Consider the following 16,488-nt stretch of genomic DNA (forward strand, 5'->3'; position numbering starts at 1 on the left):
CTGATCTCAGAGCGTTCTGAGATTCCGCCTCTAGGGTCCGGTCGCATGACGAGAAAGGTAGATCTCGCGGCCCCGCTGCGGATCGCCGACCTGAGCGCCGCTCGCGACCCGGTGACGGTCGTGGTCGGGCCGCAGGTCCGGCACCGGGTCGCGACCGCCCGCGCGTTCCTGTCCGACGTGCTCGACGACGACCGCGCGGTGTACGGCGCCACCACCGGCTTCGGTGCCCTGGTGGGGTACGCGGGCCGGGCCGAGCTGCGCGACCAGGCCGACAACACACTCGCGCACCTCGGTGCGGGGCAGGGCCCGGACCTCGGACCGGAGGTCGTCCGCGCGACCCTGCTGATCCGGGCCCGGTCACTGGCCCGAGGCGCATCGGGAGTCTCCCCGCACGTCATCGAGGCCCTCACCGCGATGCTCGCGACCACCTTCGTCCCTGCGGTGCCCCGACTGGGATCGGTCGGCGCCAGCGGCGACCTGATCCCACTCGGCGCGGCCGCCCAGGCCCTGCGAGGACGCGGGTACGCCTACCTCGACGGCGTACGACTGCCCGCCGCCGAGGCGCTGGAGAAGGCGGGTCTGACACCCCTGCCACTGGACGGCCGCGACGCCCTGGCCCTGGTCAACGGCACGTCGCTGACCACCGCGGCGGCGGCCCTCGCCCTGGACTCGGTGCGCGCCTCGCACCGGGCGGTCCAGATGCTCACCTGCCTGCTCGCCGACCTGCTCGGTAGCGACCCGCAGTTCCTCGACGCCCGGCTCCTGCGCGCCTACGGCCACCCGGGTGCCACCGACGTGGGCGCGTACATGCGCCGGGTCGCCGCCGGGCTCGTGCCGTCCGGCACACGCCCACTGCAGGAGCCCTACAGCATCCGCTGCACACCACAACTGCTCGGCGCGGCGCAGGACGCCCTGCGCTACGTCGACTCCGTCGTCACCGCCGACCTCGACGGCGTCAGCGACAACCCGTTGTTCTTTCCCGACGAGGACCTCGTCGTGCACGGCGGCAACTTCTTCGGCCAACCGGCCGCGTTCGCCGCCGACCTGCTGTCGATGGTCGTGGCGCAGGTCGGCAACCTCGCCGAACGTCAACTCGACCTGCTCGTCGACCCGCACCGTAACGGCGGTCTGCCACCGATGCTGGCCGCTGGACCGGGACAGCAGCACGGCCTACAGGGCGTGCAACTGGCCGCGACCGCGCTGGTCGCCGAGATCCGCCGCGACGCCGTACCGGCGAGCATGCAGAGCCTGCCGACCAACCTGCACAACCAGGACGTCATCCCGCTGGGCACCCAGGCCGCGCTGCGGGCGCTGGACCAGGCCCGGCTGCTGCACCTGATCGTCGGGTCGCTCGCGGTGGGGCTGCGCCAGGCCGCGTACGTCGGTGCGCGCACACCCACCGCGCCCGGCTGCGCCGAGGTGCTGGCCGCGCTGGTCGCGGTCGTACCGCCGATCGACCCGGACCGGCCGTTGGACGGTGACGTACGGCGCGCCGCCGACGTCATCGCGACTGTCGACGATTCTCCGAACTCTCTGACCTGAGGTGGCTGCTGTGACGCTCGACTATCTGATCATCGGGGCCGGGCCGGCCGGCCTGCAGCTCGCCGCTCTGCTGGAGGCCGACGGTAAGCACGACTATCTGGTGCTGGAGGGCGCGGACATCCCGGGGGCGTTCTTCGCCCGCTATCCCCGCCACCGGCAACTGATCTCCATCAACAAGCCGCACACCGGCTCCGACGATCCCGAGGCGAATCTGCGGCTGGACTGGAACTCGCTGCTCAGCGACGATCCCGCACTGCGGTTCACCGGCTACACCGAGCGGTACTTCCCGCACGCCGACGTGATGCTGCGCTACCTGGCGGACTTCGCCGCGAAGACGGGCGCGAAGGTCCGCTACGACTCCCGGGTGACGTCGGTCGGCAAGGTCGACGGGATCTTCGAGGTCCAGGCCGGACAGACCTACCGGGCGCGGCGCCTCATCGTCGCCACCGGTGTCTCCCGGCCGTACCTCCCGCAGATCCCGGGCCTGGAACTCGCCGAACAGTACGCGGACATGTCCGTCGACCCGCGCGACTACCTCGACCAGAAGGTCCTGATCATCGGTAAGGGAAACTCCGCCTTCGAGACCGCGGACAACCTGATGGAGACCACCACCCTGATCCATCTCGCCGGGCCGAGTTCGGTCCGGATGGCCTGGCGGACCCACTACGTGGGGCACCTGCGCGCGGTCAACAACAACTTCCTCGACACCTACCAGCTGAAGTCCGCGAACGCGATCCTGGACGGCGACGTCCGACGCATCGAGCGCGACGGCACCGGCTTCCGGGTCACGTTCGCGTTCTCCCGCGCCGACGAGGTGACCAAGGAACTCTGGTACGACCGGGTGCTCGCCTGCACCGGATTCGCCTTCGACCCGTCGATCTTCGACGACACCTGCCGCCCGGAACTGACGATCAAGGACCGCTTCCCGGCCCAGACCCCCGCCTGGGAGTCGGTGAACGTCCCCGACCTCTACTTCGCCGGCACCCTCAGCCAGCAACGCGACTTCAAACGCTCCACCAGCGGCTTCATCCACGGCTTCCGGTACGCCGTGCGGGCCCTGCACAAGATCCTCGAACGACGGTACGACGACACGCCCTGGCCGTCGGCGGCGCTGGACGCCACCGCGGAGTCGATCACCGATGCCATCATCGCCCGCGTCAACCGCACCTCCGCCCTGTGGCAGCAGTTCGGCTTCCTCGCCGACGTGGTCACCGTCGCCGGACCACACGCGCGCTACCACGACGAGGTACCCGTCGACTACTTCACCGAGACCGGCCTGCGCACCGCCGACCACGACCACCGGCACGCCTTCGTCGTGACCCTGGAGTACGGCCCCGAGCACGACCAGGTGGATCCGTTCGACATCACGGTCGGCCGGGTCGCCCAGAACGTCGTCGGCCAGGCCCACGCCGCCGCCTACCTGCACCCCGTCGTCCGCTACCACCGGGACGGGCAGGTCGTGGACACCCACCACCTGGCGGAGAACCTGGAGAACCAGTGGGACCGACCCGATGTCCACGTCGCGCCGCTGACCGCGTTCCTCGACCGCTGCCTGAGCAGCGCACAGGGCTGACATGCTCACCCTGGACGGAACGCAGCTCAACCTGGCCGACGTGGCCGACGGTGCACGGCGTCGCCTGGACCCCGTGCACTGGGACTTCTTCGCCGGCGGGGCCGGCGACGAACGCACGCTGCGCGCCAACGAGGACGCCTTCACCCGACGCTGGATCCTGCCCCGGATCCTGCGCGGCACGCGCGACCGCGACCTGCGGATCTCACTTCTGGGCAGTCGAGTCTCGATGCCGGTGCTGATCGCACCGACCGCCTTCCACCGGCTGGCCCACCCCGAGGGAGAGGTGGCCACCGCGCGCGCCGCCGCCGACGTCGACACGATCATGGTGGTCAGCATGGCCGCGACCCGGCCGGTCGAGGAGATCGCCGCCGTCGGCGGGCCGCTGTGGTTCCAGCTCTATCCACAGTCGGATCTCGCGTTCACCGCCGCCCTGGTCCGGCGCGCCGAGGCCGCCGGTTGCCGCGCCCTGGTCGTCACGGTCGACTCGCCCGTGTTCGGCCGACGCGAACGCGACCTGCGGCACCGCTTCGTCGACCTGCCACCCGGCCTGGTCTGCGAGAACATGCGCGACCCGAGCGGCCGGATCCGCGACATCGAGATGGACGCCGGGCTCGACTGGGGACGCGTCGGCCGGCTGCGGGAACTGACGACGCTGCCGATCCTGCTCAAGGGGATCCTGCACCCCGCCGACGCCCGGCTGGCCGTCGCACACGGCATCGACGGTGTGCTGGTCTCCAACCACGGCGGCCGACAACTCGACGCAGCGGTCGCCACCCTCGACGCGTTGCCCGGCATCGTCGCCGCCGTCGAGGGTCGACTACCGGTGCTGCTCGACGGCGGCATCCGCCGGGGAACCGACATCCTGGTGGCGCTCGCACTCGGCGCGACCGCAGTGCTGATCGGACGCCCGGTGCTCTGGGGCCTCGCCGTGGGCGGCACCGACGGCGTGCGGCACGTCCTCGACCTGCTGCACGCCGACCTCGACCGGGCGATGGCGCTGGCCGGCGCCGCCGTACCCGGCGACCTGACCGGCGACCTGGTCACCACGGCGGCACCCGGATGAGCACCACGACCGTCCTGACCGTCCTGATTCTGTGCGGCGCCGCCTGGACCGTCCCGTACTGGCTGCCACCGGCCGTCGTCCGGCTCCGGGAATGGGTCTTCGCCAGAGTTAACGGCAGTGAGGGCATTCCGGTCCCGGGCCCCACCGTCGGCATGGACCACTTCGAGCGGGTGTACGCGGACCCGGCCGCCGACGGCCGCAGCCGGGGAGCCGGACTGTCGGACCTGTTCTGGTACTGGCTGGCACCCGGGCCGCAGATGCACCAGGAACACCTGGAGCCGGGCGAGCGCTACCGGACGGTCGCCGCCACCACCAGACGGGTCCTGGCCATCCGCCGGGAACGCGCCGACGCCCTCGCCACCGCCGCCACCCGCCGGGTGCTCGACGAACTACCCGCTGACCGAACCAGCCACGTGCGGCTGCGTGACCTGATGATGCCGGTCTGGGCCGAGGTCTACCACGAGTTGGTCTTCGACGAGGTGGCCACACCCGCCGCCCGGGCCCTCATCGTCGCCAACGCCGACGACGTCGTCACCGCGCTCAAGTGCCTCGGGCCGCGCCACATGCACCGACGCGACCGGTTGACCCGACACCTGCGCGACCGGATCGAGGCAGGCACGTGTCCGGTGACACTGCCACCCCCGTTCTCCACCCAGGACACCGCCTGGTACCTACAGGGCGCCTTCTTCAACACCGCGATCGTGCAGATGTCCGAGGCGATGGCGCACGTGCTGCTGGCGCTGGCCACACATCCCGAGCTCCAACACGATGCCGACGACGACGCGCTCGACCGGGTCATCGACGAGACACTGCGGGTGTACCCGCTCTTCGGCGTCGCCCACCGGATCACCTCGGCACCGATCACGCTGCCCACGGGGCTGTCCCTGCCCACCGGGTCGGTGCTGCTGTTCAACTACCCGGCCTTCCACCGAGGGGGAGCCGCCGCCGATGGCCGGTTCGCCCCGGACCGCTGGCGCACGCTCGCGCGCGGCGACGCACACTTCATCCCGTTCGGCGTACCCGCCAACCGGGCCTGCCCGGCCCGCGGCACCGCGCCGATCATGCTGCGCGCGGCGACCCGCGAGGTCCTGCGCCGGTACGCCCTGACCTCCTCGGCCTCCCACACCCGGTCGCTGCCGAGCCGAGGCCCCGCCTACCTGACCCCGCCCGGGCACCCCGGCCCGGGACGGCTGCGGCTGGCCGCCATGCGGCTGCGGGACCGGTGGGCCGATGTGGGCCGCAGCGTCCGACAACTGGTCTTCGGCACCTTCATGGTCGTCGACGCCCGCCGGAAACGGTTGTGCACCACCTACTTCGAGAAGGCGGTCCGATGACCCCCACAGAGCTGGCACCACGGTTCTTCATCGCCGTCACGGTGATCCTGATCTTCTGCAAAGGAGTCGCCTGGCTCCTCGGCAAAGCCGGCCAGCCCGCCGTGGTCAGCGAGATGCTCGCCGGCGTACTGCTCGGTCCGTCGCTGCTCGGACTCTTCCTGCCCGACGTGCAGAACGCCTTGTTCCCCGCACCCCTGCTGCCGATCCTCTACGTCGTGGGCCAGGTCGGTCTGGTGCTGTTCATGTTCCAGGCCGGGTACGCGTTCAGCGCCCACCGGGTCGCCGGCCTCGCCGGCACCGCCGGAGTGGTCTCCCTGGCCGGGGTCCTCGCGCCGCTCCTGCTGGGAGTGCTGCTGGTCCTGGTGACCGCCGACGCCGTCCCGGTCAGAGCCGACGGCACCTCACTCGGGGTCTCCGCCGCGTTCGTCGGCGTCGCCCTGGCCATCACCGCGTTCCCGATGCTGGCCCGCATCATCACCGAACGCGGCCACGCCGGCACCCGGCACGGCACACTCTCCCTGGCCAGCGGCGCGATCGACGACCTGGCCGCCTGGATCATGCTCGCCGCCGTCCTCGCTGTCGCCTCCGGCCGCGCCGGTCCCGCGATCGTCACCGCCGGCGGCACGCTCCTGTTCGGACTTCTGCTCTGGTTCGGCGGACGTCCGATCACCACCGCGCTGATGACCCACCGCGCTCTCAACGACCGCGCCCGGCTGCTCGGCACCGTCGCGCTGCTCTTCCTGGTCGCCTGGTACACCGACGAGATCGGGCTGTACGCGGTCTTCGGCGCGTTCGCCGTCGGCGTGGTGATGCCGCGCACCGACAACACCGACCGGGTGGTGGACACCCTCACGCCCGTCGCGGCGACGCTCTTCCTGCCGTTGTTCTTCACCTACTCGGGTCTGCGCACGGAATTCGGACTGCTCGGCTCACCGCCGGTGCTGCTCTTCGCCCTGGCCTGCGTGACCGCGGCGATCGTCGGCAAGTTCGGCGCCTGCTGGGCTGCGGCCAGGCTTCGAGGGGAGCCGTCGGGTGTCGCGTTGCGCGTCGGCGCACTGATGAACGCCCGCGGCCTCATGCAGCTCATCGCGCTCAACGTCGGGTTGGAGGCGGGCATCGTGAACCCCGCCCTGTTCACCGTGCTGGTCCTGGTCGCGCTGGTCACCACCCTGATGACCACGCCGATGCTGAGCTGGATCGCGCGTCGGGAAGCCCGACACTCCGACACCACACACCCACCCGCGATGGCGGTTTCACATAGTTGAAGAGACAACTATTGGTTATTGCATCGGCATGGATCTATGGGATCGTGGACACATGCGGGGGGAAAGATCGAACCGGCTACTGCTGGTCGAGGACGACGACGACCTGACCGAGTTACTCACCGAGACGCTCAGCCACGACGGCTACCTCGTCGACCGCGCCTCCGACGGCCAACGCGGACTGCATCTCGGGCTCACCCGACCCTACGACGTCATGGTCATCGACCGAAAGCTGCCCGCCCTCGACGGCCTCGACCTCGTCACCCGGCTACGCGCCCGCGCGATCCCCGCCCGGACCCTCATGCTCACCGCGCTGGGCACCGTCGGCGACCGGATCGCCGGACTCGACGCAGGCGCCGACGACTACCTGATCAAACCCTTCGACCTCGACGAACTCAGCGCCCGCGTCCGGGCCCTGTGCCGACGCACCACCGAGCCGACCCACGTACTCCGTATCGGCGCCGGACTCCTCGACCTCGCACCCCGCGACGCGGTCCTCCCCGACGGCACCCGAATAGCGCTGTCCACCCGCGAATTCGAACTCCTGCGGGTCCTGGCAGCCCAACCCACCACCGTCCACCCACGAACCACCCTGCGCCGCAGGGTCTTCGAGGAGGCCGCCGCCGCATCCATCGTCGACACCTACGTCTACTACCTCCGCCGCAAACTCGGCCGCACGGTCATACGCACCGTGCACGGCCTCGGCTACCGGCTCGGCACCCTCTGATGCAGGCGACCGACCACGCGATCCTCCGACGGACCCGACTCCGCATCGGCCTGTTCGTCGGCCTGACCATCGGCGCCCTACTACTCCTGGCCGGCGGCATCTCCTACGCGATCCTGGTCCACAGCCAGGAAGCGCAGATCCAACGCGAGTTGGCGTGGGGCACCGCACACGGCTCGATCGCCGGCCCACCCGCCTGCAGCTGGATCTTCCACTACGACGGCACCACCGTGCACACCGGCCTCAACCCACCGCCACCGGGCTTCCCGCTGACCGGCGCACTGGACGCCGTGGCGACCACCCGGACCACCGAGACCACCACGCTCACGCGCAACGGCACCACCTACCACATCCGCACCGAAGCCCGCGGCGACCGCGTGATCCAAGCGGTGTTCGACGCCCGCTTCCAACTGTCCGACCGCCGGCACCTTCTGCTCGCCCTCAGCCTCGCCGCAGCGGTCGGCGTACTCGCCGCCATGCTGACCGGTGTCATCGTCGGCCGCCGCGCCGTCGCACCACTCGCCGAAGCCCTGACCCGACAACGCCGTTTCGTCGCCGACGCCAGCCACGAACTGCGCACCCCGATCGCCCAGGTGCACACCCGAGCCCAACTGATGGCCCGACGAGCCCGCAACGACGGCACCCCCACGAACCTCGACGACCTGGAGCGGCTGATCGGCACCACCCGCCGACTCGGCGAAGTCGTCGACGACCTGCTGCTCTCCGCGCGCCTCGCCGCCGCCCCCGCCGACCGGCCACCAGACCCGCCGGTCGACCTCACCGCACTGATCGCGACGACGGTCGCCGCCGAGACCGAACGCGCCGCCGAACGTCAGATCACCCTCGCCCTGGACATCCCCGCCGACCCGCTGCCGGTGCCCGGTGTCGAGTCGGCCCTGCGCCGCGTCGTCGGCGAACTTCTGGCGAACGCGCTGACCCACACCCCCGCAGGAGGCCGGATCACCGTCACGCTGCGGACCGTCGACAACTGCGCCGAACTCGTCATCGCCGACACCGGAAAAGGGTTCGACCAGGCGGACGCCAGACGGATCTTCGACCGATTCCACCGCGGCCCAGGCTCCGGAGACCGCCGATTCGGCCTCGGACTGGCGCTGCTCCAGGAAGTCGTCACGAGCCACCACGGCACCATCGAGGCCGAGGGCCATCCGGCCCGAGGCGCCCGCTTCACGGTGCGCCTCCCCACGAGGTCACCGATCCGCACGCGGAGAGCGGCACGGATCAGAAAGCTCCGGACACGGCAGCTACGAGTCGGTACGTGAACAACTGCCCAGGTGGGCCGCTCGGTCGGCGACCGCCCACCTGGTAGCTTCCTACCGCAGAGCCGCCGCCACCGTGGGAGATCGATGATCGCCGAACACGTCCGCGATGCGGCAGCCACCGCTGTCGTCTTCGGATTCTTCGCCATGAGTTGGTTCGGCTGGGCACAGGAAGCACCTCCACCGCGCTGGCGCAAGCCACTCGTCGCCGCCTCGATCGCGGCCGTGCTCGTGCTGGTACTCGGAGCACTCGTGGCCTGGCGGCACTGGTCGGATGGCACGTCGTTCACCGCGGAGACCAGCCGCACCTTCGGCATCGTGGTCGGCATCGAATTCGGGCTCGCCGCGCTCGGTGCCGGCATCCTTGCCGCCGTACGCCGCCGCGACATCATCCCGGCCTGGATCGCGTTCGTCGTCGGCGTGCACCTGTTCCCTGTCGCCGCCCTGATCGGCTACCCGCTGATCCACGTGGTGGCGGCGTTGATCACGCTGGTCTCGCTCGCAGCCGTGCCGGTGGCCCGCAACCGTGCCCTGCCGGTCAGCGCGGTCACCGGGCTCGGCACCGGCGGTGTGCTCCTCACGGCCGCCGTCTCCTCCCTGATCATCGCCCTGCTCGGCTACTGAGGCACATGCACGTACCGTCGCCATGGCTGGACAGCATCGCCAGGACTTCCACCACGAGTGCGCGTTCATGCGGTTCTGGGCAGCCCTGGAGCACCTGCGGCGGTGGAACCAGTCGTGGCGGCCGACAGGTCGACATGGGCGCCCAGGAGTCAGATCCGGGCGCCCTTTCTCAGTGGTGAACTAGGGTGGGCCGGATGGGGAACAGACAGGAGGTCGGCGCGTTGCCGCCCGAGGCCGACCTGGCTCGGGCCGATTCGCTGGCGCGGGAGATCTTCTCGGACATCGCCAACAAGTGGTCTCTCACGTGCATCGTCAGCTTGACCACGTCAGCGAACGTAGCCCCGACGCCGGCCAGCGCCGTGCCCACATTGAGGTAGCTCTCTTCGACCTGCGTGGCCAGATCGCCGCCTCCCCACGCGACCTGACCGGCGACGTGGACAAGTTTCGAACCCGTCGCCACCGACACCTGCTTGTAGATCGGGATCTCGGGCAACCCGGGTGGATCGATCAAGTGAACAGCCATGAACCGACCGTATGGGCAAGGAGCCAGGCCCGGAAGAGAGCACTTTGCCGAGCCCAGGGCACCTTTTGGTAACCGCGTCGTTCGCCGCTGTGGTTCCGGTCGGATCGACCCCGATGCCATCGTGGCCAGACGTTGAGGCCGGAGGACCCTACCGCCGGGCCACGGCGGCCCGCTGACGTGCCGATTCGTACAGCACGACAGTCGCGGCGGTCGCCGCGTTCAGGGAGCTGGCGGATCCGACCATGGGGATCCGGACGAGTTGGTCGCATGCCTCGCGCCAGCCGGAACTGAGGCCGGTGGTCTCGTTGCCGATCAACGCCAGGGTGGGTTGCGTGAAGTCGTACTCGGCGGCGTCCAGACTGCCGCGCTCATCGGTGCCGACGATGCTCATGCCGATGCCTTGGGCGCGGAGGTCCGCTACCCAGGAGAGAACGGCCTGGTGGGAGGGCACCCGGACCACGGGCACGGCGAACAGCGAGCCGGTGCTCGCCCGGACCGCCTTCGGGTCGTACACGTCGGCGGCGTGGCCGGTGACGATGACACCACCGGCGCCGAAGGCATCCGCCGACCGCACGAGGGTCCCGATGTTGCCGGGGCTGGTGGGCCGGTCGAACACGACGGTGAGCATGGTCGGACCGACCGGGACACGACGCAGGGCGTCCTCCGGCAACGCGACCACGGCCAGCAGCTCGGGAACCGTGTCTGCCTTGCCTCCCAGCTCGTGCATCAGGTCCGGGGAGACGGCGAACGTCTCGGCCCGGACCGCGTCCAGGGTCTCGCGGGCCCAGCCGGACAGCTGAGCACTGCTGTCGTAGAGCAGCTCCCGGATCTGCCAGCCGTGTTCGACGGCCATGGTGATCGGGCGTACGCCCTGCACGAGGAACTCGCCACGCCGCTGCCGCTTGGTCCGATTACCGAGGAGAGCTTCCCACTGCTGGAACCGCGCGTTGCGGCCACTCACTCGCAGAACCACTGCCAACCCCGTCTCCGTACTCGCCCATGCCCTGCCTGCCACCCGTCGCCGGCCCCCGGCTTCCCGGGGTTGCCGACAAGACCTTCGGCCAGACGCTCAGGAACGCACGGAGCGAGTCGCCACGGCGCTGCGGTCGGTGCCGTCCCCGTTCGGACCGAGGGCATCCTGTCCGAGACCCCGACGGATCGCGATCTCTACGGGTGAGTATGCGCCATCGGCCCGCTCCAGCTCGTACGGCGCGGCTGGCATCAGCGGCGGTTGCGCCATGAAGCGGGGCCGTGTTCCGTGGTGCGGCTGCGCCGCGTGCACCAGGAACGGGTGGCACAGGAAGACATCGCCTGGAGATCCGGTCGCGAGGGCGAGTGGCCGGTGCTCGGACGCCGCCACCAGGTCAGGCGCAAGAGCCAGTCCGCTCGCTCCGTCCTCCCCGTACTTCTCCAGCACCTTCGGCACGTCGAGGTGGGAGCCGACCCGGATCCGGGTCGGGGCGTCCGCCTCACCGACCTCACTGAACAGGAACAGCATCAGCAGTGCCCGCCCTTGGGAGCGCAGATTGGTGAAGTACCAGCTCTCGCCCTCCGGCAGATAACTGCCCTCGATGTGCCAGCCCGCGTCGTCCGGCTCCTCCTCGTGCGGGAAGCGCAGCGGGAACGCGCCCAGCGAGTAACGCGGCTCCCAGCGTCCCGCACCGACGAGCAGGTCGTACGCGTGATGGAGGAACGGGGAGTTCGGAGCGGCGGCGAACGGCCCCTGCGCCAAGCCGGGCACCCAGTGCACGGGCTGCGTCCACGTCGCTGAATCGTCCGGGTCGCAACCCGTCTCCCGCCAGAGCAGCCGCGCGCAATCCGCCGCGACGCGCGGCGCGACGGCGCCCTCCAGCTTGACGAAGCCGTCCCGAAGAAAACGGGATACCAGGGTCGTGTCATCCATACCCCCATCGTGCGACGGCGCCGGCCCCGATCACCCGACACTTTCCGTACCTCTTGTGTCGGGTGCCCACCGGTGCGCCGAGGTCACCAGGATGGCTCCACCCCGACAGCCGTGGCGCGATGTGGAATGCCAGCTCAGTGGACGTGCCGCTCGGGCGTTGCGCAGTGCGCTGTCCGATCCGGCGCGCCGATTGCCTCCGGAATGCAACGAAGATGCCGTCGAGTTCCGTTCTACCTCCGTACCGGTAGATCTTCGAAGGGTGTCAGATGCGTGTGAAACGACTCCTGGTCGCCGTGGTGGCGGTGGCCGCCGTGCTGGTGTCGGCCGCCCCGGCCGCCGCCATCAGCGGCGGTGAACGGGCCGCGCCCGGTGAGTTCCCGTGGATGGTCCGGCTCCTGCCGGTGGGTTGCGGCGGAACCCTCATCCACCCGCAACTGGTGCTCACCGCCCAGCACTGCGTCGATGAACAGCCCGGCGACAGTTTCACCGTCGTCTCGGGCGCCGTTGACCTCAAGCACCCGCGCCGGACGGTGACCCGATCCACCGCCCACATCGGCGGAACCGAGTGGTGGAATGGACCGGACTGGGCGGTGGTCAAGCTGGAGCGGCCACTGGACCTGCCCGTCCTGCGGCTGGCCACCGAGCCCCGACAGGTGCGGACGCTGACCGTGGCAGGCTGGGGCACGAAGAAGTCAGGCGACCCTCAGGAACGTTTTCTCCACAAGGTGAAGCTGCCGTTCCTGCCGGACGAGCAGTGCTTCGACGATCCCTGGTGGGATGAGCACCCCGAGTACCCGAGGTCGACGATCTGCGCGAAGTCGGTGAAACAGAAGAGTCACTGCGCCGGTGACTCCGGTGGGCCCGCCCTGCACCGTCTCCCCAACGGCACCTGGGAGCAGGTCGGCATCGTGAGCGCCGGTTCGGACTGTGACTGGGACAACGGAGAAGAGCCGACCCCCAACTACACCGACGTCGCCTACTTCAGCCAGAGCATCCAACGCGCCGCCGACCGATTGCTCTCACGCTCCCACTGATCACCACCCGGCAGAGGCAGCCCCACCGGACACGGCGCCGACACTCGCGTCGGCGCCGTGTCCGGATCACATCTGAGACCGAGTACGCGCGGGCGCCAGCCAGGGCACGCCACGCCTACCCGTATCGTCCGACGAGCGCGTTGCCGATCGAGGCCAGGTGGCCTCGTACGCCCGGAGGGCCGGTCACCTCGATCCATTCGACCAGCCCGGCCAACTCGCCAGCGAGGGTGTGTTCGTCGTTGCCGCGGATCACGACCTCGATGCGGCCGTCGGGCCTGGAACCTCCCACCTCGAGCCGACTGCCGAATCCGATCCGGAGCACGCCTATCCCTTGCGGCGTACACACTGCCTGCACTTCGAGAGGTGTCCGCCTGCGATCGACCTCGTCGGCGATCGCGCGCCAACTCTCGGCGAGGTCGAAGTCGTCGGGCCGGTGCACCGGGTCGCTGGTCGCAACGGCGGTGGACACACGGTCGATGCGGAAGGTCCGCCGACCGGCGTCGGTGTTGGCGACGAGATACCAGGAGGGGCCTTTGGCCACGATGCCCAGCGGGTGCACGGTGCGCTCGGTTGCAGTGCCGTCGCGGTCGACGTAGCCGAGCCGGACCTGGACGCCACGGATCACCGCGTCCTGGAGCGCGTCGAGGAAGCGAGGCGGTCGGGGCTCGACCCGGCTCCACCCCCATCGCTGCGGGTCCGTGACGAGCGACGACGCTGCCGCCTCGGCCTGCACCCGGAAGGGTTCCGGCAGAGCTCGGACGAGTTTGCGCAGCGCCGCCTTCACGGCCGGCGTCGCGGACGAAGCCGGGCCGGCGACCAGGAAGAGGGCGCGGGCCTCACCCGCGGTCAACCCGGACAGGTCGGTGCGGGCACCGCCCACGAGGCGCCAGCCGCCGCCCCGGCCCTGCACGGAGTACACCGGAACCCCGGCCACACCCAGGGCGTCGAGGTCGCGGCGGGCAGTGCGCTCGGATACCTCCAACTCCCGGGCTACCTCCGCTGCTGTCACCTGCTCGCGCCGTTGCAGCAGCAGGAGGATGGCCATCAACCGGTCGGCTCGCACCCCGCCGACACTTTCACGAAAACCGGTCAGGAGGTGACCGGTATCGGTCGGCAGGATGCCGGCATGACAAACGGTTTTCCCGAGCCCACCCGCATCGCCGTCAACGGGGTGGAACTCGAAGTCTTCGAAGTCGGCCGGCAGCACGCGGGGAACCCCGTCGTGCTCTGTCACGGCTGGCCGGAGCACGCCTTCTCCTGGCGCCATCAGATGCCCGCCCTGGCGGCAGCGGGCTACCACGTCATCGTCCCGAACCAACGAGGCTACGGAAACTCGTCCCGCCCGACCGACGTCACCGACTACGACATCACCCACCTGTCGGGTGACCTCGTCGCACTGCTCGATCACTACGGATACGCCGACGCCACCTTCGTCGGCCACGACTGGGGTGCCGCCGTCGTCTGGGGCCTGACCCTGTTGCATCCGAAGCGGGTCAACACGGTGATCAACCTGAGCCTGCCGTACCTCGAGCGAGGGGACAGGCCCTGGATCGAGGCCATGGAGGAGATGCTCGGAGGCGACTTCTACTTCGTCCACTTCAACCGGCAGCCGGGCGTCGCGGACGCCGTCTTCGAGGAGAACACGTTCCAGTTCCTGCGGAACCTGTACCGCAGGGACGTGCCCCTCACGGCGCCGCAGCCGGGCAACGCGATGATCAACCTCGCCAGGAGGAAAACTCCACCCGGCGAGCCCATCATGAGCGACAGCGAACTGGCCGTCTTCGTCTCCGCCTTCGAAGCAACCGGATTCACCGGCAGCGTCAACTGGTATCGAAACCTGGACCGCAACTGGCATCTGCTGGCGGACGTGGACCCGATCATCCGACAACCCACCCTCATGGTCTACGGCGACCGCGACACGGTCGCGAGGTCGCAGAGACTGACAGATTTCGTGCCGAACGCCGACGTGGTCAGCCTCGATTGCGGTCACTGGATCCAACAGGAGAGGCCGGACGAGACAAACCAGGTGATCCTCGCGTGGCTGGACCAGCGGGATCCCGCCTAGGGCCTGTGTCGAAGTCCTCGGTCGAGCCGAGGCGGAGTCCAGGCTGCGGTCCGGCAAGGCGGGAATTGGTCCGGATACCGGTGTTGTATCCGGACCAATTCCCAACGCGGCCGGTCGTCGCCTGGGACCGCCGCAGGCCGGCCAGGGACTTCGACACAGGCCCTAGCGCTTTCGCAGCAGATCCGCTGCTTCAGGTCGCATGAAGGATGTGCGGACCGTCGTCGCTGATCATCCTGCGGGCTGCCCGGGTCGGCGACGACCTGATCGACCCGGCAGCCGGTCAGCGGCGACCGGTGGCCAAGGCGACGAGGTATTGCCCGCCGCCCGCGTCGACACTCGCGGTCACCGGCAACCCGGGCACCAGCCGGGAGAACCGGTCGACCAGCCAGTCCGCCGCCTCCTGGGCATCTTTCCGGCTCGGACAGCGGGCGACCAACTCGCGGCCCCCCTTGCGTTCGAGTCGCTCGGCGACGGCGATGAGCGGTGCGGGCTCCACCACGTGCAGACGGTCCGGCCAGGCGATGACCACCTTGACCGCGCCCTTGCGGGTGTTACAGGCACGATGCGCGAGCCGCTCGGTGACCTTGGCCTTCTTGTCGGCGGTACGGCTGTCGACGCTGGGACCGCGCGGGTCGTTCACCGACATGTGGGCGTCGACCACCTCGTCGCAGACCCAGCATCGCCAGTTGTCACGCCTCGCGACGTCATCGAGGAGACTCATCCGAGCAACCTAGCCTGCCAGCCCCCGGCTCGGCGTCGGGCGGTCAGAGCGAACGAAACGGTGCGGGCTGCTCCCGGAATGCAATGCCGTGATCCGAAGACCGACACGGTCCTGGACTTCGGCCTCCCCGAGTCATGGATGCATAAGGTGGCGACAGGCCCGGTGAATCGGCTCGGGTGCCGAGAACGCCGACCGGGGCAGAGGCGCGGTCGGCAGGGCGATTGGAGATCAGCTCATGTCATTTGTGCGGCGCTTCGACCACGTCGGCATCACCGTCGCGGATCTCGATGTGGCGTGCGCCTTCTTCGTGGCGCTCGGCCTGCAGGTCGAGGGTAGGACGTTCGTGGAGGGCGAATTCTTGGACACGGTCTGCGGCATTCCCGACTCCCGTACCGAGATCGTCATGCTGACGTCGCCCGACGGCGGCGCCCGCGTGGAGCTCTCAAGGTTCGTGCGGCCCGAGCCTGTAACGGGCTCGCCGACCGCCATGGCCAACGAGCTGGGACTGCGCAACGTGGCCTTCGAGGTCGATGACGTGCAGGCCGTTGTCGAGTGGGCGGCGAATGAGGGTTACGGACTGGTCGGCGGCATCGGTGAGTACGAGGAAGCGTGGCGGATGGCCTACGTCCGAGGGCCGGAAGGGATCATCGTTTCCCTGGCCGAGCGGCTCGGTCAGTCCTGACACCCTGGACCTGCCGTGACGGGAGCACGGCGGGGGATCCACCCCCACGATGGCCCTCGAACCCGCAGACTCCACTGTGATTACCTCCCGGCCGTGCCCGTTCCTGCCGTGGCAGGGCGCGATGTCAGCGAAAGCGGTCTGTCCACCGCCGGAGTCTCTCC

The 16,488-nt window shown here is 69.7% G+C and carries 16 protein-coding genes; 11 read left to right on the forward strand and 5 right to left on the reverse strand.

The window, feature by feature from the left end; genetic code table 11:
- The first annotated feature begins 45 nt into the window (after positions 1–45).
- From ACFYTT_RS00690 to ACFYTT_RS00725, 8 genes are all read left to right on the forward strand, one after another.
- Entirely contained in the window at positions 46–1,542 is a 1,497-nt protein-coding gene (locus tag ACFYTT_RS00690) for an aromatic amino acid ammonia-lyase (RefSeq protein WP_387256831.1), read from the forward strand.
- A 10-nt stretch (positions 1,543–1,552) separates the two neighbouring features.
- Positions 1,553–3,115, forward strand: coding sequence for an NAD(P)-binding domain-containing protein (locus ACFYTT_RS00695; RefSeq protein WP_131051504.1), 1,563 nt, complete (start codon positions 1,553–1,555; stop codon positions 3,113–3,115).
- 1 nt (position 3,116) lies between these two features.
- Complete coding sequence (locus ACFYTT_RS00700; RefSeq protein WP_131051503.1) at positions 3,117–4,178, forward strand: alpha-hydroxy acid oxidase; 1,062 nt, start codon at positions 3,117–3,119, stop codon at positions 4,176–4,178.
- Positions 4,175–5,512, forward strand: coding sequence for a cytochrome P450 (locus tag ACFYTT_RS00705; RefSeq protein WP_387256833.1), 1,338 nt, complete (start codon positions 4,175–4,177; stop codon positions 5,510–5,512). The genes ACFYTT_RS00700 and ACFYTT_RS00705 overlap by 4 nt, the downstream gene beginning before the upstream one ends.
- Entirely contained in the window at positions 5,509–6,777 is a 1,269-nt protein-coding gene (locus tag ACFYTT_RS00710; RefSeq protein ID WP_131051502.1) for a cation:proton antiporter, read from the forward strand. Before ACFYTT_RS00705 ends, ACFYTT_RS00710 begins: the two co-directional genes overlap by 4 nt.
- 52 nt (positions 6,778–6,829) lie before the next feature.
- Positions 6,830–7,501, forward strand: coding sequence for a response regulator transcription factor (locus tag ACFYTT_RS00715; protein WP_131051501.1), 672 nt, complete (start codon positions 6,830–6,832; stop codon positions 7,499–7,501).
- Positions 7,501–8,778 carry a sensor histidine kinase gene (locus tag ACFYTT_RS00720; protein WP_387256835.1) on the forward strand — a complete coding sequence of 426 codons (1,278 nt, stop codon included), beginning with the start codon at positions 7,501–7,503 and terminating at the stop codon, positions 8,776–8,778. The genes ACFYTT_RS00715 and ACFYTT_RS00720 overlap by 1 nt, the downstream gene beginning before the upstream one ends.
- Positions 8,779–8,862: 84 nt before the next feature.
- Positions 8,863–9,399 (forward strand): hypothetical protein, encoded by a 537-nt coding sequence (locus tag ACFYTT_RS00725; protein ID WP_131051499.1) that lies wholly within the window; start codon positions 8,863–8,865, stop codon positions 9,397–9,399.
- Positions 9,400–9,568: 169 nt separating this feature from the next.
- Here ACFYTT_RS00725 and ACFYTT_RS00730 read toward each other — a convergent pair whose 3' ends face one another.
- The 3 genes from ACFYTT_RS00730 to ACFYTT_RS00740 all read right to left on the reverse strand — a co-directional run bounded on the left by ACFYTT_RS00730 (position 9,569) and on the right by ACFYTT_RS00740 (position 11,825).
- A complete protein-coding gene (locus ACFYTT_RS00730; protein ID WP_387256838.1) occupies positions 9,569–9,922 on the reverse strand; it encodes a RidA family protein in 354 nt (117 codons plus the stop codon).
- Between the two features lie 148 nt (positions 9,923–10,070).
- Positions 10,071–10,901, reverse strand: a complete 831-nt coding sequence (locus ACFYTT_RS00735; protein WP_387256840.1) for an RNA methyltransferase — start codon at positions 10,899–10,901, stop codon at positions 10,071–10,073.
- Between the two features lie 90 nt (positions 10,902–10,991).
- Positions 10,992–11,825 (reverse strand): phytanoyl-CoA dioxygenase family protein, encoded by an 834-nt coding sequence (locus tag ACFYTT_RS00740; RefSeq protein WP_387256842.1) that lies wholly within the window; start codon positions 11,823–11,825, stop codon positions 10,992–10,994.
- Positions 11,826–12,091: 266 nt separating this feature from the next.
- On the opposite strand from ACFYTT_RS00740, the gene ACFYTT_RS00745 reads away from it, so the two are divergent.
- Positions 12,092–12,859: a S1 family peptidase gene (locus ACFYTT_RS00745; protein ID WP_387256843.1), complete on the forward strand. Its 768-nt coding sequence runs from the start codon at positions 12,092–12,094 to the stop codon at positions 12,857–12,859.
- 115 nt (positions 12,860–12,974) lie between these two features.
- Here the strand turns inward: ACFYTT_RS00745 and ACFYTT_RS00750 are convergent, their stop codons facing one another.
- Positions 12,975–14,066 (reverse strand): YafY family protein, encoded by a 1,092-nt coding sequence (locus ACFYTT_RS00750; RefSeq protein ID WP_236145573.1) that lies wholly within the window; start codon positions 14,064–14,066, stop codon positions 12,975–12,977.
- Positions 14,067–14,081: 15 nt separating this feature from the next.
- Between ACFYTT_RS00750 and ACFYTT_RS00755 the strand changes: the two genes are divergently transcribed.
- Positions 14,082–14,924 carry an alpha/beta fold hydrolase gene (locus tag ACFYTT_RS00755; RefSeq protein ID WP_387256845.1) on the forward strand — a complete coding sequence of 281 codons (843 nt, stop codon included), beginning with the start codon at positions 14,082–14,084 and terminating at the stop codon, positions 14,922–14,924.
- A 280-nt stretch (positions 14,925–15,204) separates the two neighbouring features.
- Here the strand turns inward: ACFYTT_RS00755 and ACFYTT_RS00760 are convergent, their stop codons facing one another.
- Positions 15,205–15,645: a hypothetical protein gene (locus ACFYTT_RS00760; RefSeq protein ID WP_131051489.1), complete on the reverse strand. Its 441-nt coding sequence runs from the start codon at positions 15,643–15,645 to the stop codon at positions 15,205–15,207.
- Between the two features lie 235 nt (positions 15,646–15,880).
- On the opposite strand from ACFYTT_RS00760, the gene ACFYTT_RS00765 reads away from it, so the two are divergent.
- The gene (locus ACFYTT_RS00765; protein ID WP_387256847.1) at positions 15,881–16,327 is read left to right on the forward strand and encodes a VOC family protein; all 447 of its coding nucleotides are present in this window, start codon (positions 15,881–15,883) and stop codon (positions 16,325–16,327) included.
- Positions 16,328–16,488: the final 161 nt, after the last annotated feature.

The organism is Micromonospora sp. NPDC003816 (assembly GCF_042874705.1).
Lineage (GTDB): Bacteria > Actinomycetota > Actinomycetes > Mycobacteriales > Micromonosporaceae > Micromonospora.

Bases quoted from the DNA above. Each gene is read 5' to 3' on its own strand.
- ACFYTT_RS00715 (WP_131051501.1), top strand. From the start codon at position 6,830: ATGCGGGGGGAAAGATCGAACCGGCTACTGCTGGTCGAGGACGACGAC.
- ACFYTT_RS00740 (WP_387256842.1), bottom strand. From the start codon at position 11,825: ATGGATGACACGACCCTGGTATCCCGTTTTCTTCGGGACGGCTTCGTC.
- ACFYTT_RS00690 (WP_387256831.1), top strand. From the start codon at position 46: ATGACGAGAAAGGTAGATCTCGCGGCCCCGCTGCGGATCGCCGACCTG.
- ACFYTT_RS00745 (WP_387256843.1), top strand. From the start codon at position 12,092: ATGCGTGTGAAACGACTCCTGGTCGCCGTGGTGGCGGTGGCCGCCGTG.
- ACFYTT_RS00760 (WP_131051489.1), bottom strand. From the start codon at position 15,645: ATGAGTCTCCTCGATGACGTCGCGAGGCGTGACAACTGGCGATGCTGG.
- ACFYTT_RS00725 (WP_131051499.1), top strand. From the start codon at position 8,863: ATGATCGCCGAACACGTCCGCGATGCGGCAGCCACCGCTGTCGTCTTC.
- ACFYTT_RS00710 (WP_131051502.1), top strand. From the start codon at position 5,509: ATGACCCCCACAGAGCTGGCACCACGGTTCTTCATCGCCGTCACGGTG.
- ACFYTT_RS00705 (WP_387256833.1), top strand. From the start codon at position 4,175: ATGAGCACCACGACCGTCCTGACCGTCCTGATTCTGTGCGGCGCCGCC.
- ACFYTT_RS00700 (WP_131051503.1), top strand. From the start codon at position 3,117: ATGCTCACCCTGGACGGAACGCAGCTCAACCTGGCCGACGTGGCCGAC.
- ACFYTT_RS00730 (WP_387256838.1), bottom strand. From the start codon at position 9,922: ATGGCTGTTCACTTGATCGATCCACCCGGGTTGCCCGAGATCCCGATC.
- ACFYTT_RS00765 (WP_387256847.1), top strand. From the start codon at position 15,881: ATGTCATTTGTGCGGCGCTTCGACCACGTCGGCATCACCGTCGCGGAT.
- ACFYTT_RS00720 (WP_387256835.1), top strand. From the start codon at position 7,501: ATGCAGGCGACCGACCACGCGATCCTCCGACGGACCCGACTCCGCATC.